Below are 13,716 nucleotides of genomic sequence, written 5' to 3' on the forward strand. Positions count from 1 at the left end.
CCGGCGTGACAGAGTTCCTCGACGCAATCACTCCGCCGCTTGAAGGCGTCGCGCCTCGATGATGGTCCTGATCTCGGCGCGGCAGGAGCCGCAATTGGTGCCGGCATTCAGGGTGGCGCCGATCGCTTCGACGCTGCTGCAGCCGCCGCGCACCGCTTCCGCGATCTGATTGGCGCCAACTCCGAAGCAGGAGCATACGATGGCGCCCCGGTCGGCGCGATTGCCGCCCGGCCGCCCGGCGACGATCGCCAGCCGCCCGCGCCGATCGGCATGGTCCGCGCTCAACTGCTCCACCGCCCAGCTGCGCGACACCGCGACCGGCTTGGGCGCAAGATAGAGCGCGCCAGCCAGCCGGCTGCCGGCGAAGCGGGCAAAGCGATAGTTCCCGCCGGTGACGTCATGATAGGCGAGCGTCTCGCCTTGCGCGTCCGTCCCGAAAAGCGAGCCTGCGAAAGCCGGCCAGTCCCGGCCGGCTTCCAGCGCAAGCTCGAGGCGCCAGCCGGCGGCGCAGCGGGCGAGGCTCCAATAATCAGCGTCGATCGAGGCCGGCCGTTCGGCAAACACGGCGAAGCCGAAGGCGGCAGCAGCGAAGCGTTCCGCGCGGGCAGCAACATTCTTCGAAGCCGGCTGGCCTGAAATAGCATCGGTGATGGGCGCCACCAGCGCATCGACGCGAGCGCGCGCTGAGAACTGGTCCGTCCAGTGCATCGGCACGAAGACCGAGCCTGGCCGCTGCCGCGCTGTCACCAGCGCGCGAACCAGCACCTCGCCATGCGCAGTCGAGACGCGCACGATGTCGGCATCGCCGATGCCGAAGTGCTGCGCATCCGCCGGGTGGATTTCGACGAAGGGCTCGGCCATGTGCTGGGACAGGCGCTGGCTCTTGCCAGTCCGCGTCATGGTGTGCCAGTGGTCGCGGACGCGGCCGGTGTTGAGGATTAGTGGATACTCCGGGCTGGTGCGGGTTTGCGCTGTCGGGCGGACGGCGATGAACTTCGCTTTGCGGTCGGGTGTGTAGTAGCCGCCATTGGCGAAGAAGCGGGTGCTGGGTGAGCTACGTCCAGCTTGAACACCCCCCTCTGGCCTGCCGGCCATCTCCCCCTCAAGGGGGGAGATTGGCGGTTTTGCCGGCTGCGCCCACTCATCAACCTTGGAGACTGGCGAAAGCCGAGCAGCAGGCTGATCTCCCCCCTTGAGGGGGAGATGGCCGGCAGGCCAGAGGGGGGTGCCTGGGCTCGGCGCTGGCCATTGGAAAGGCACCAGCGCGTCGTAGTCTTCTCCATCGGTCCCGGCGTACGCGCCTATATCGAAATCGCGCGCGCCGTCATTCTCGAATGCCGACAGCGCGGCGTGCTCAGCAAAAATCTCCCCTGGCGACGCATGCGAAAACGCTTCGCCAAAACCCATCCGCTTGGCCACTTCGGCGACGATCCACCAGTCGGCTCTTGCCTGGCCGGGCGTGGCCAAAAAGGCGCGCTGGCGCGAGATGCGGCGCTCAGAATTGGTGACGGTGCCGTCCTTCTCGCCCCATGCTGCGGCGGGCAGGCGGACATGGGCGTGGCGGACCGTGTCGGTCTTGGCCAGCACATCCGACACCACGACAAACGGGCAAGCCTTGATCGCCGCCTCGACGGCATCGGCATCCGGCATCGAATCGACCGGGTTGGTCGCCATGATCCACAGCGCCTTGATGCGCCCGTCGGCCACAGCCTGAAACATCTCGACCGCCTTCAAGCCGGGTTTTTCGGCCACAGTCGGCGCGTCCCAGAAGCGCTGCACGCGGTCGCGATGTTCGGGGTTTTCGATCTCCATATGGGCAGCCAGCATGTTGGCCATGCCGCCAACCTCGCGACCGCCCATGGCGTTGGGCTGACCGGTCACCGAAAACGGCCCGGCGCCGGGCTTGCCGATGCGGCCGGTGGCGAGATGACAGTTGATAATGGCGTTGACCTTGTCGGTGCCCGAGGACGACTGGTTCACGCCCTGGCTGTAGACGGTCACCGTCTTGTCAGTCGCGGCAAACAGGCTGTAGAAGCGGCCAAGCTCGTCCTCGCTCAAGTCCGTGGCAGCGGCGATACCGGCAAGGTCGAGCGCCGAGGCGGCGAAAAGGGCTTGCCCGAAGCCGGTCGTGTGCGCCGTGATATAGGTGCGGTCGAGCGCGTTATGCTGGCCGAGATAGGCGAGCAGCCCTGTGAACAGCGCGACATCGCCATCCGGCGCGATCGCCAGATGCATGTCGGCGAGATCCGATGTCATGGTGCGGCGCGGGTCGATCAGCACCACTTTCATCTCGGGCCGTTTTTCACGGGCGGCGGCGATGCGCTGGTAGAGCACCGGATGGCACCAGGCGAGATTGGAGCCGACCAGCACGATGAGGTCGGCGAGTTCCAGATCCTCATAACTGCCCGGCACCATGTCGGAGCCGAAGGCGCGGCGGTGGCCGGCAACCGATGAGGCCATGCACAGGCGCGAATTGGTATCGATATTGGCCGAGCCGATAAACCCCTTCATCAGCTTGTTGGCGACATAATAGTCTTCGGTCAACAACTGGCCGGAAACGTAGAAGGCGACCGAATCGGGGCCGTGCTCGGCAATGGTGTGCGAGAAGGTCGACGCGACGAGGTCGAGCGCTTCGTCCCAACCGGTGCGGCGACCGTGGATCTCCGGATAGAGCAGCCTGCCGTCGAGGTCGATCGTCTCGGCCAGCGCCGAGCCCTTGGAACAAAGCCGGCCGAAATTGGCCGGATGGTCGGGGTCGCCGCGGACGGTCACCTCACCGTCCGCAGCGACCTTCGCCAGCACGCCGCAGCCCACCCCGCAATAGGGGCAGGTGGTCCTCACCTCGCGCGCTTCGTCGATCTTCATGCTCAGGCCGCGCGACTGGCCAGCGCTTCTAGCGCAATGAACAGACGCTCGCCGTCGATCCGCACCGGAATGGTGCGCACCGCACCTTCGTCGGCGCCGAGCGCCTTGCCGGTCTCTAGCGAAATCACCCAATTGTGCAAGGGACAGGTCACCGCCGCGCCATGGACGATGCCTTGGCTGAGCGGCCCGCCCTTGTGCGGGCAATGATCTTCGATGGCGAAGACCTGGTCCTCTGCCGTGCGGAAGACCGCGATCTTACCTTGAGGCGTGGCGACGCAGCGCGCGCCGCGGCGCGGAATGTCTGATATCGAGCCGATTGATATCCAGTTCATCATGATCACTCCGCCGCCTGCGCGAAGCCGACCGAAGCCATCGGCCGGAACTCGTGCTTGTCCTTGCCGGAGACGCGTTCCGACCACGGATCGACCTGCGCGAATTTCTGCGAAAAGACGAAGCGGTCGAAATAGGCCTTGCGCTTCTCGCCATCGTCCATGATCTGGCGCTTGATCTCGGCGATGCCGATGCGCTTGGCCCATTTGTAGATGCGCTCGAGATAGCGGCCCTGCTCGCGATACATCTGCGTCAGCGCCACGATATGCTCCAGCGCCTCGTCCTCGGTCTTGACCAGGCCGAGCACCTCTGTGCCCTTGATGTCGAGGCCGGCGGCCCCGGCGAAATGGATCTCGTAGCCTGAATCGACGCAGATCACGCCGACATCCTTGCAGGTTGCTTCCGCGCAGTTCCTCGGGCAGCCCGAGACCGCCATCTTGACCTTGGCGGGCGTCCACGAGCCCCACATGAATTTCTCGATGCGGACACCGAACCCCGTCGAATCCTGCGTGCCGAAGCGGCACCAGTCCGAACCAACGCAGGTTTTCACCGTGCGCAACCCTTTGGCATAGGCGTGGCCGGAGACGAAGCCAGCCTGGCCGAGATCGGCCCACACCGCGGGCAGGTCTTCCTTGCGGATGCCGAGCATGTCGATGCGCTGTCCGCCGGTGACCTTGACCATCGGGATCTCGAACTTGTCGACGACGTCGGCGATGGCGCGCAGTTCGGCGGCATTGGTGACGCCGCCCCACATGCGCGGCACCACCGAATAGGTGCCGTCCTTCTGGATGTTGGCGTGGACGCGCTCGTTGATGAAGCGCGACTGGTAGTCGTCGGCATACTCGTCCGGCCAGTCGCAGACCAGATAGTAGTTGAGCGCCGGCCGGCATTTGGCGCAGCCGCAGGAAGTGGTCCATTCCAGCTCCTGCATGACGGCGGGGATGGTCTTCAGGCCCTTGGCCTTGATCAGCCGGCGGACTTCGTCGTGGCCGAGCGTGGTGCAGCCGCACATCGGCTGCACAGCCGCCGGATTGTATTTGTCGCCGATGGTCAGCACCATCAACTTTTCGACCAGCCCGGTACAGGAGCCGCAGGAAGCGGACGCCTTGGTGTGGGCACGCACGTCGTCTAGCGAGGTCAGGCCCTTGGCCGTGATCGCGCCGGTGATCTTTCCCTTGCAAACGCCGTTGCAGCCGCAGATTTCCGCATCATCCGGCAAGGCTGCAACGGCCGCCATAGGGTCCAGGGAGGCGCCTCCTTGGTATGACTGGCCGAAGATAAGCGTGTCACGCATTTCCGATATGTCGGTCTGCTTCTTCTTGAGGTCGTTGAACCAGGCGCCGTCGGCCGTCTCGCCATAGAGCACGGTGCCGATGATGCGGTCATCCCTAAGCACCAGCCGCTTGTAGACACCGGCCGAAGCATCGCGCAGCACGATTTCCTGGCGGTCGTCGCCCTCGGCGAAATCGCCGAGCGAGAACAGCTCGATGCCGGTGACCTTGAGCTTGGTCGGCGTGTCCGAATGGACGAAGGCAGCAGCCTCGTCGCCGGCGAGTTGGCTGGCAGTGACGCGCGCCATCTCATAGAGCGGCGCGACCAGCCCGTAGACCTGGCCACTGACCTCGGCGCACTCACCGAGCGCATAGATGTCGGGATCGTTGCTGCGCATGCCGGCATCGACGACGATGCCGCGATTGACGGCAATGCCGGCTGCCTTGGCGATTGCGGCGTTCGGCCGGATGCCGACCGCCATGACCACCAGCGTCGCCGGGATGATGGTTCCGTCGGCAAGTTCCACCTGCTCGACCTTGCCGTTGCCCGTGATCGCCTGGGTGTTGGCCTTGGTGATGACCTTGATGCCGCGTTCTTCAACCGCGCGTTGCAGGAGATAGCCGGCGGCGGGATCGAGCTGGCGCTCCATCAGCGTCGGCATGACGTGCAGCACGGTGACGTCCATGCCTTGCGCGTTGAGGCCGGCCGCGGCCTCCAGCCCGAGCAGGCCGCCGCCAATGACCACAGCCTTGGCCCGCGACTGGGCGGCAAGCATCATGGCCCGGACGTCGTCCAGATCGCGATAGGTGAGCACGCCCGGCAGATCGTGGCCCGGCACCGGGATGATGAACGGCACCGAGCCGGTGGCGATGACCAGCTTGTCGTAGGGCTCGGTCACGCCATGATCGGAGGTGACTGTCTTTGCCTGCCGGTCGATGGCGACGATCTTGTGGCCCTTGTAGAGGGTGATGCCGTGCTTGATGTACCAGCCGTCGCCATGGATGATGATCTCCTCATAGGCCTTTTCGCCCGACAGAACCGGCGACAGCATGATGCGGTCGTAGTTCACGCGCGGCTCGGCGTTGAAGATGGTGACCTGGTAGCGCCCAGGCGCCTTTTCCAGGAGATGCTCCAGCATGCGCCCGGGGGCCATGCCGTTGCCGATGATGACGAGTTTTTCGGTCATATCCTGATCCACTCCGGTCTCACTCAGCCGCGTAGGAAAGGCCTGAAGCTTCGGCAGACGCCGTGCGCTCCATCCGCCGGATGGAAAAATGCATCCAGGCAAAGCAGGTGGCGACGATGACGAAGAGCAGCATGAAGCAGCTCGACCAGACGCCGGTGAGGTCGTTGAGCGCGCCGAAGGCGATTGGCAGGATAAAGCCGCCGAGCCCGCCAATCATGCCGACAACGCCGCCGACCGCGCCGACACTCTGCGGGTAGTAAGCCGGGATGTGCTTGTAGACGGCGGCCTTGCCGAGGCTCATGAAGAAGCCGAGCACGCAGGCAACGGCTATGAAGGTGAGCGGGCCGATCTCGAAATGGAAGGCGATCGGCCCGCTGATGCCATGCACGACGTAGTCTGCCGAGGGGAGAGACAGAACGAGAGTCGCGCCGGCACTGACAGCGAAGGTCCAGTAGAGCACGGTGCGGGCGCCGATCCGGTCGGAAAGCACGCCACCATAGGCGCGGAAAATACTTGCCGGAATTGAATAGGCCGCGCCGATCATGCCGGCGGTCGCAAGCCCGAAGCCGTAGACGCCGATCAGGTAGCGGGGCAGCCACAGCGACAGCGCGACGAATGCACCGAAGGCGAAGAAATAATAGAAGGCGAAGCGCCAGACCTGCAGATTCTTGAGCGGCGCGAATTCCTGCAAGAAGCTTCTCGCGGGCGCTGCCTTGCAGGCACGGCGCTCGCGGATGACCGGATCGTCGCCGGTCGTAAACCAGAAGACGGCGGCCATGACGACGAGTGCTGCCGCCCAGATTAGCGCGACCGACTGCCAGCCCCAGGAGAGAAGCACGAACGGTGCCAGGAACTTGGTGACTGCGGCGCCGACATTGCCGACACCGAAAATGCCAAGCGCCGTGCCCTGCCTGCCGGCCGGAAAGAAACGCGAGACATAGGCGACACCGACGGCGAAGGAACCGCCGGCGAGCCCAACGCCTAGCGCGGCGACCAGCATCTGTCCGTAGGTGTGCGCAAAAGCGAGCAGGAAGGTAGCGACCGCCGCCGCAAGCATGGTCGCGGTGTATACCAGCCGTCCGCCAAAACGGTCGGTCCAGACACCGAGCACCATGCGCACGAGCGAACCGGTGAGGATCGGCGTGCCGACCAGCAGGCCGAACTCCGTCTCGTTCAACCCAAGGTCCTGCTTTATACGCACGCCGATGATTGAAAAGATCGTCCACACCGCGAAGCAGACGGTGAAGGCGATGGTGGACATCACAAGCGCCTGCTGGGGAGCACTGTCCTGGCTGGGCGCGGCTGGGAGATTTGCAGTCAATGTCTGGCTCCGGTTTGCGGCGTGGGAGGCACCGCGGATGTTTGTGGGTGAATGATCAGCGGCGCGGCATCGGCGCGTGCAACGAGACCGGGTTCGCCACGGTCGGGTCTTTGCTTTCCGTCTTGGCGCCGACGGGAAACAGCAGGAGCGCGGCGGTGAACAGCGCCGCCGTCAGCGCGCTGCTGGCCAGAAAATCGCGGCGCGTGAAGTCCGCGAGGGACGCGCCAGTTCCGATCCGTTTCGTCATCGTCGTCTCCGGTTGGGCGCCGCTTGGGACCAGCGCCGTCGATCGCGTAAAAACAAAAAAGCCGCCGGCCAGGTCTTCGCGCGTCCGTCCATCCGGGATCGCGTATGACCTGAGCGGCAGCTTTGCCTGTGGCGCCCGCCATTGGACGCCGTGTCACTTGGCCCTTGCGGACCTACATTCTAAAAAGCAGGAAGCGTGCCAATTCGACAGCGCTCTAGATTACCGAATGAAATCAATGTGAATCGCAGCCGAGCGATTTTTGACCAAGCCCAGCATCGGATCAAAGATTAGTCAGAATGCCTTGCGCAGCAGCATAATATTTGTGCAATGCGATAGAATGCCCATTGCCGATGCAGATTGCCAATTGTCGATGATGACGCGTTTTTCGGTCATGGCCTTATTCCGCGGCTTCGACGAAGCGGTGGCGTTCGTAGAGGAACTTCAGCACCGCCTCGCGGCAGCGCAGGAAGGTCCGGTCGGAGGAAAGCTCGATGCGCCGGCGCGGCCGGGCGAGCGGCACGGGAAGCACCTCGCCGATGGTTGCCGCCGGGCCGTTGGTCATCATGACAATGCGGTCGGACAACAGCACCGCCTCGTCGACGTCATGGGTGATCATGATCGTCGTCGAGCCAAGCCGGGAATGGATATCCATCACTGCGTCCTGCAGATGGGCGCGTGTCAGCGCGTCGAGCGCGCCGAACGGCTCATCGAGCAGCAGGATCTTCGGCTCCATGGCCAGCGCGCGGGCGATGCCGACGCGCTGCTTCATGCCGCCCGAAATCTCAGCCGGACGCTTGTCCCTGGCATGCGCCATCTGCACGAGGTCGAGATTGCGCATGATCCAGTCATGCCGCTCGGCCCGGGTCCTGGTGCTGCCGAACACCTTCGACACCGCCAGGTTGATGTTTTCGTAGACGGTGAGCCACGGCAGCAGGCTGTGGTTCTGGAACACCACGGCGCGCTCGGGACCGGGGCTGTCGACCTCCTTGTCTTCGAGCAGGACCGCGCCGGCGGACACTCTCGTCAACCCGGCGATCAGGTTGAGCAAGGTCGACTTGCCGCAGCCGGAATGGCCGATGATCGAGACGAATTCGCCCTTGTCTATGGTCAGCCGAATGTCCTTCAGCACCTCGCTGACCTGGCCACCGCGGGCGAAGGATTTGTCGATATGGTCGAGTTTCAGGTAGGCCGTCATCGCTCTCTCCTCACTTTGCCGTTGTGCCGCGGGTGACGAAGGCGCCGACCGCCGCGACCAGGCGGTCGAGGCAAAAACCGGTGACGCCGATATAGGCGAGCGCGACGATGATGTCGGGCAGCCGCGACGAATTCCAGGCATCCCAGATGAAGAAGCCGATACCGACGCCGCCTGTCAGCATTTCGGCCGCGACGATGGCAAGCCAGGACAGGCCGATGCCGATGCGCAGGCCGGTGAAGATGTAAGGTGCCGCGGCCGGCACCATGATCTTCACGAAGAATTCGAGCTGGTTGAGCCTGAGGATTCGGGAGACGTTGCGGTAATCCTCTGGAATGTTGCGGACGCCGACGGCGGTGTTGATGATCACCGGCCAGATCGAGGTGATGAAGATGACGAAGATCGCCGACGGGCTGGAATCGCGGAAGGCAGCCAGCGACAGCGGCAGCCAAGCGAGCGGCGGCACGGTGCGCAGAATCTGGAACACAGGGTCGAGGCCACGCATCGCCCAGATCGACTGGCCGACTAGAGCGCCGAGCGCGACGCCGACGATTGCAGCCAGGCCGAAGCCGATGGCGACGCGCTGCAGCGAGATCAGCACTCGCCAGGCCAGTCCGATATCCTGCGGACCATAGTCGAAGAACGGATGGGCGATCAGATCGTAGGCCTCGTTCCACACCTGGCTCGGTGGCGGCAAGCTGGCATTGGGCGACGAGCAGGCGATCTGCCAGATGACCAGCATGACGGCGATAACGACTGCCGGCGGCACCAGCGTACTCGCCAGTTTGCCGGCGATCGCGGCGGGATCGAAGCGGCGCCTCATCTTGGCGGTGAAAGCTATGACCTCTGCGGGCTTGGCAGGCGTGGGGAACGCCTTCACCTTGCTGTCCTCGATGGTTTGGATAGACATTTCGCAAAAAGCTCCTTGAGCACGTGGAGTGACAGGCGGCGCCAACGGCGCCGCCTGTCGTCGACGTCAGGCCGATGCCTTGATCTTGAGGCTGTCGAGATAGGCGGACGGGTTGGCCGGATCGAAGATCTTGCCGTCGAAGAAGGTCTCCACGCCGCGCGACGAAGACGCCGGGATATCGGCCGCCGCGACGCCGAGGTCCTTGGCCGCCTCGCGCCACAGATCTTCGCGGTTGACCTGATCGACCAGTGCCTTGATGTCGGTGGTCGCCGCGAATTTGCCCCAGCGGATGTTCTCGGCGAGGAACCAGCTGTCGTGGCTCTTGAAAGGGTAGGACACGCCACCCTTCCAGAACTTCATGTAGAGGTCGGTGCCGGTGGCAACGCGGCCATTGCCGTAGTTGATGTCGCCCTTGAGGCGCCCGATGATATCGGCGGTCGGCACGTTCATCCATTGTCGCTTGCCGATGATGGCCGCCATCTCGTCCTTGTTTTCCAAGGCTTCGCACCATTGCTGGGCTTCCATGACGGCCATCAGGATCGCCTTGGTGGCATTCGGGTTCTTGTCGATGAAGGCGGCGCGCAAGCCGAGCGCCTTTTCCGGATGGCCCTTCCAGAGCTCGCCGGTTGTGGCCGCGGTGAAGCCGACGCCCTGGTGGACGAGCTGCTCGTTCCATGGCTCGCCGACGCAGAACACGTCCATGTTGCCGACCTTCATGTTGGCGACCATCTGCGGCGGCGGCACAACGATAGTCGAGACGTCCTTGTCGGGATCGATGCCGCCGGCGGCCAGCCAGTAGCGCAACCAGAGATCATGGGTGCCGCCCGGGAAGGTCATGGCGGCCTTCACCTCCTTGCCTTCGGCCTTCTTGGCCGCGAAGGCGTCCTTCAGTTTGGACGCGTCGAGGCCGACGCCGGTGCCGGCATACTCCTGGGCGACGGAAATGGCCTGGCAGTCGTAGTTCAGCCGCGCCACGAGCGCCATCGGCATCGGCTGGTTGTTCTGCGTCACCTTGCCGGTGTGCATCAGGTAAGGCATCGGCGTCAGGATATGGGCGCCGTCGATGCCGTTGGCTTCGCCGCCGAGCATCAGATTGTCACGCGTCGCGCCCCAGGAGGCCTGCTTGAGCACCTCGACATCGGGCATGCCGAATTTTTCGAACAGGCCCTTCTCCTTGGCGATCATCAGCGGCGCTGCATCGGTCAGCGCGATAAAGCCGAGCTTGGCGCCGGTGACTTCCGGAGCTGCCGTCGCCGCATAGGCGCCAGACGGCAGCAGCGCGCGCGCCGCCGCCAGCGTTGCCGCGGTGGCAGCACTTGCCATCAGAAAATTGCGGCGGGTCATGCCCTCGAAAGGGGCTTCAGTCTTGATGCGTTTCGTCATCGTCGTCTCCCGTTGGGCACTGCTTGGGATCAGCGCCGTCGATTGCGTGTTCGGTCAAAACAAAAAAGCCGCCGGCCAGGCCGCGCGCGTCCGTCCATCCGGGATCGCGTGTTGACCTGAGCGGCAGCTTTGCCTGTAGCGCCCGCCATTGGACGCCTGTTCCGTGACCCCGAGAAGAGTCTGCCTATTGCAAAGCAGGAACCGTGCCAGTTTCGGAATGGATGACAAACATCAATGAGATCAATGGTATGCCACAACCGTCGGCGCGCTGGCCCGCTGGGCGAGCAAGCCAAAGATTGTTCATTAGCGCCGTTGCACGCATAATTTTTGTGCAATGCACAAGAATGGCGCGAAAATGATCAGGCTTCGGCGCGCGCCAATTTCTGCCCGGCAATGTAGGCGTCGATCTCGTCGGGATCGAATATCTGGCCATCGAAGAAACCATCGGGGCCGAGCACCAGACTAGCGCCGGCGGAGCCGACGGGTGTGGCAGACGCCAGCGCGCCCTCGACCTTAGAATTGGCGCCGGGAAGTGCGACGCCGAGCGGCTTCAGCGCCGACCGGTAAAGATCGGGGCGGTAGCAGTCGCGGGCAATAGCGAGGTTTTCCGGCGTGTGCGCGACATGCCCCCAGCGCACCATCTGCGTATAGAACCACAGCGCGTGGCTCTTCCATGGAAAATTCGCTGCCTTGCCGAAAGGAAGAAAGAAGTCCTCAACGGTCAGTTCCGCGCCACCGCCCAGCGCGACATGTCCGGTCAGGATCGGCATCTGCAGCGCCGGCGAAAGACCAAGAACGGAAGGCTGCGCCATGAGGGCGGCCAGCTCGCCGCGGTTTGCCGGATTCTGGCACCAGCGGGCCGAATGATGCAGCGCGCGCAGCAGCGCCGCCAGCGCATCCGGATTCTGCTCCGCCCACGCCTTGCGCACGCCGACCACCTTTTCCGGGCTGTTGCGCCACAGCAGCGCCTTGATGGTGACGATATGGCCGGTGCCGGCGACGACCGAGGCGCTGTTCCAGGGTTCGCCGACGCAGTAGCCGTCGATCCTGCCGGCGGCGAGCGCGTCGGCCATGAAGGGCGGCGGCACGATGACGATTTCTATTTCGCGCGACGGATCGATGCCGCAGGCTGCGAGCCAGTAGCGCAGTTCGTAATTGTGTCCCGAGTGTGGATGCACGACCGCAAAGCGCAGCGGGTCGCGACCGGCATCTGCCCGCTCACGGATCAGCGCTCCCAAGGCCTTGCCGGCTCGCGCCGGATCGAGGTCGGGCAAGGCGCCGTGCGCGACCATGCCCGCCCAGAGCGTGTTCGAAACCGTCACGCAGTTGCCGCCCAGTCCCAGCGAGAACGGCACGATCGTGTCGGAGGCGAGCGGGGTGAGCCCCAGATTGCAGGCGATCGGCATCGGTCCCAGCATATGCGCCAGATCGAAATGCCCGATCGCGATGCGGTCGCGGATGTTGGCCCAGGATGTCTCGCGGCTGAGCGTCAGATCGACGCCTTCGCGCGCGGCAAAGCCGATCTCGCTCGCTGCAACAAGAACCGCGCTGTCGAACAGCGGTATGAAACCGGCATTGATCTGGTGTTCGGCCGCCATGCTCAACTCTCTCCGGGATCCAGAAGGCCTGCGGCCGTCACCAGACTCTGCGCGATTTCGCTGATTTTGCGGTTCTGGTTCATCGCGGTCTTACGCAGAAGCGCATAGGCTGCGTCCTCCGACAGGCCGCGCGACCTCATCAGGATGCCCTTGGCGCGGTCGATGACCTTGCGGTCCTCCAATTCACTGCGGGCTTCTTCGAGCTCGCGCGCCATCCGAGAGAAGGCGTTGAAGCGGCTGATCGCCATGTCGAGGATCGGCTTGACGCGCTCCTGGCGCAGCCCGTCGACGACATAGGCGGAGACCCCCGCCTCCACCGCAGCCTCGATCGAAGCCTGATCCGACCGGTCGACGAACATGGCGATCGGCCGCTTCACCACGCGCGAAAGCTGGAACATGTTTTCAAGCATGTCGCGGTTCGGATTTTCGAGATCGATGACGATTACATCCGGCTCGATCTCGGCAATGCGCCGCGCTATTCCCGCAACATCGTGAACGACCGTGACCTGCTCATGCCCGGCTTCCCGCAATCCCGCCTCGATAATGGAGGCGCGGATGTGGTTTTCATCGATCACCAGGACGGTGAGGGATTTTCGGATCATGCCGTATTTTGCGCACGCCGCGCGATTGTGCAATGCGGCACGGCAATAATTGACGCAGTCATCTCTTCGAATTCAGAGGGACCGTCATATGTTCGCGGAGCCGACCCGTTAAGCTTCTTTAAATACCATTAATAGGGCTGACTTTGGTTTTTGTATCCACTGCGCTATCTTCCAATTGCGAACCTTGTCTCGCTGCCTAGAAGATTGGAGGTTTCCATGGATCGGCGATCATTTTTGACAGGAATGTTTGGCCTTGCTGGGGCAGCAGCCCTTGTGAGCGCAGTTCGGCCTATCGACGCGATAGCCGGTGTACCGGACGCCAGAAGCGGCATTCTCGATGAACTCGACGCGCCGGATATAGAAACCTTCGAGGACGAAGATACTCAAGCAGAGCCGGTCCGCCATCGGCGGTGGCACCGCAGGCGGCGGCGCAGGCGGCGCGCTTGGAGAAGGGTCTGCCGTCGCTACTGGCGGAATGGCTATCGGCGCGTCCGGTGCCGTCGCAGGCGGGTTTGGGTCTGGGATTGGTATTATTAGCAAATAGTGTGCTGAAAACCCCGGTGGTTGCCGGGGTTTTCGCTTCAGGCGACCGCTAGGAATCCTGCGGCGGATGTCACCGCAAGGTGTCGGCTAGCAGAAATCCAGCGAACAGGAGGACCGACCGGTTTTGTGAGGCCTGCCAGTGATAGGCAGGCCTAAAGAGACTGATTTCCGTAGGAGAAGACTGGTGGAGCCAATCGGAATCGAACCGACGACCTCTTGAATGCCATTCAAGCGCTCTCCCAACTGAGCTATGGCCCCACTTCCGGC

General features: G+C 63.7%; 10 protein-coding genes and 1 tRNA gene. All 11 read right to left on the minus strand.

All coding sequences use genetic code 11. From position 1 onward, the window contains the following. Positions 1 to 27: 27 nt before the first annotated feature. The 11 genes from CIT25_RS09675 to CIT25_RS09730 all read right to left on the minus strand — a co-directional run bounded on the left by CIT25_RS09675 (position 28) and on the right by CIT25_RS09730 (position 13,707). Positions 28 to 2,865, minus strand: a complete 2,838-nt coding sequence (locus CIT25_RS09675) for a nitrate reductase (protein WP_095484331.1) — start codon at positions 2,863 to 2,865, stop codon at positions 28 to 30. A 2-nt stretch (positions 2,866 to 2,867) separates the two neighbouring features. After that, on the minus strand, positions 2,868 to 3,197 hold the full coding sequence (gene nirD / locus CIT25_RS09680) for a nitrite reductase small subunit NirD (RefSeq protein WP_095485045.1): 330 nt from the start codon (positions 3,195 to 3,197) through the stop codon (positions 2,868 to 2,870). A 5-nt stretch (positions 3,198 to 3,202) separates the two neighbouring features. Continuing rightward, positions 3,203 to 5,653, minus strand: a complete 2,451-nt coding sequence (nirB, locus tag CIT25_RS09685) for a nitrite reductase large subunit NirB (RefSeq protein WP_095485046.1) — start codon at positions 5,651 to 5,653, stop codon at positions 3,203 to 3,205. 19 nt (positions 5,654 to 5,672) lie between these two features. Further along, positions 5,673 to 6,914 (minus strand): MFS transporter, encoded by a 1,242-nt coding sequence (locus CIT25_RS09690; RefSeq protein ID WP_370453338.1) that lies wholly within the window; start codon positions 6,912 to 6,914, stop codon positions 5,673 to 5,675. A gap of 115 nt (positions 6,915 to 7,029) precedes the next feature. Continuing rightward, complete coding sequence (locus tag CIT25_RS09695; RefSeq protein WP_095484334.1) at positions 7,030 to 7,221, minus strand: hypothetical protein; 192 nt, start codon at positions 7,219 to 7,221, stop codon at positions 7,030 to 7,032. Positions 7,222 to 7,618: 397 nt separating this feature from the next. Then, a complete protein-coding gene (locus CIT25_RS09700; RefSeq protein WP_095484335.1) occupies positions 7,619 to 8,416 on the minus strand; it encodes an ABC transporter ATP-binding protein in 798 nt (265 codons plus the stop codon). Positions 8,417 to 8,426: 10 nt separating this feature from the next. Then, on the minus strand, positions 8,427 to 9,323 hold the full coding sequence (gene ntrB / locus CIT25_RS09705) for a nitrate ABC transporter permease (protein WP_095484336.1): 897 nt from the start codon (positions 9,321 to 9,323) through the stop codon (positions 8,427 to 8,429). Positions 9,324 to 9,389: 66 nt separating this feature from the next. After that, a complete protein-coding gene (locus CIT25_RS09710; protein WP_095484337.1) occupies positions 9,390 to 10,706 on the minus strand; it encodes a CmpA/NrtA family ABC transporter substrate-binding protein in 1,317 nt (438 codons plus the stop codon). Positions 10,707 to 11,065: 359 nt separating this feature from the next. Next, entirely contained in the window at positions 11,066 to 12,304 is a 1,239-nt protein-coding gene (locus CIT25_RS09715; RefSeq protein ID WP_164547054.1) for a CmpA/NrtA family ABC transporter substrate-binding protein, read from the minus strand. A 2-nt stretch (positions 12,305 to 12,306) separates the two neighbouring features. Then, complete coding sequence (locus CIT25_RS09720) at positions 12,307 to 12,906, minus strand: ANTAR domain-containing response regulator (RefSeq protein ID WP_095484340.1); 600 nt, start codon at positions 12,904 to 12,906, stop codon at positions 12,307 to 12,309. 725 nt (positions 12,907 to 13,631) lie between these two features. Then, positions 13,632 to 13,707: transfer RNA gene (locus CIT25_RS09730), tRNA-Ala, on the minus strand. Positions 13,708 to 13,716: the final 9 nt, after the last annotated feature.

This window comes from Mesorhizobium mediterraneum (assembly GCF_002284565.1).
Classification (GTDB): domain Bacteria; phylum Pseudomonadota; class Alphaproteobacteria; order Rhizobiales; family Rhizobiaceae; genus Mesorhizobium; species Mesorhizobium mediterraneum.

Coding starts and splice junctions, on each gene's coding strand:
- nirB (WP_095485046.1), bottom strand. CDS start 5,653: ATGACCGAAAAACTCGTCATCATCGGCAACGGCATGGCCCCCGGGCGC.
- CIT25_RS09715 (WP_164547054.1), bottom strand. CDS start 12,304: ATGGCGGCCGAACACCAGATCAATGCCGGTTTCATACCGCTGTTCGAC.
- nirD (WP_095485045.1), bottom strand. CDS start 3,197: ATGAACTGGATATCAATCGGCTCGATATCAGACATTCCGCGCCGCGGC.
- ntrB (WP_095484336.1), bottom strand. CDS start 9,323: ATGTCTATCCAAACCATCGAGGACAGCAAGGTGAAGGCGTTCCCCACG.
- CIT25_RS09695 (WP_095484334.1), bottom strand. CDS start 7,221: ATGACGAAACGGATCGGAACTGGCGCGTCCCTCGCGGACTTCACGCGC.
- CIT25_RS09710 (WP_095484337.1), bottom strand. CDS start 10,706: ATGACGAAACGCATCAAGACTGAAGCCCCTTTCGAGGGCATGACCCGC.
- CIT25_RS09700 (WP_095484335.1), bottom strand. CDS start 8,416: ATGACGGCCTACCTGAAACTCGACCATATCGACAAATCCTTCGCCCGC.
- CIT25_RS09690 (WP_370453338.1), bottom strand. CDS start 6,914: ATGTCCACCATCGCCTTCACCGTCTGCTTCGCGGTGTGGACGATCTTT.
- CIT25_RS09720 (WP_095484340.1), bottom strand. CDS start 12,906: ATGATCCGAAAATCCCTCACCGTCCTGGTGATCGATGAAAACCACATC.
- CIT25_RS09675 (WP_095484331.1), bottom strand. CDS start 2,865: ATGAAGATCGACGAAGCGCGCGAGGTGAGGACCACCTGCCCCTATTGC.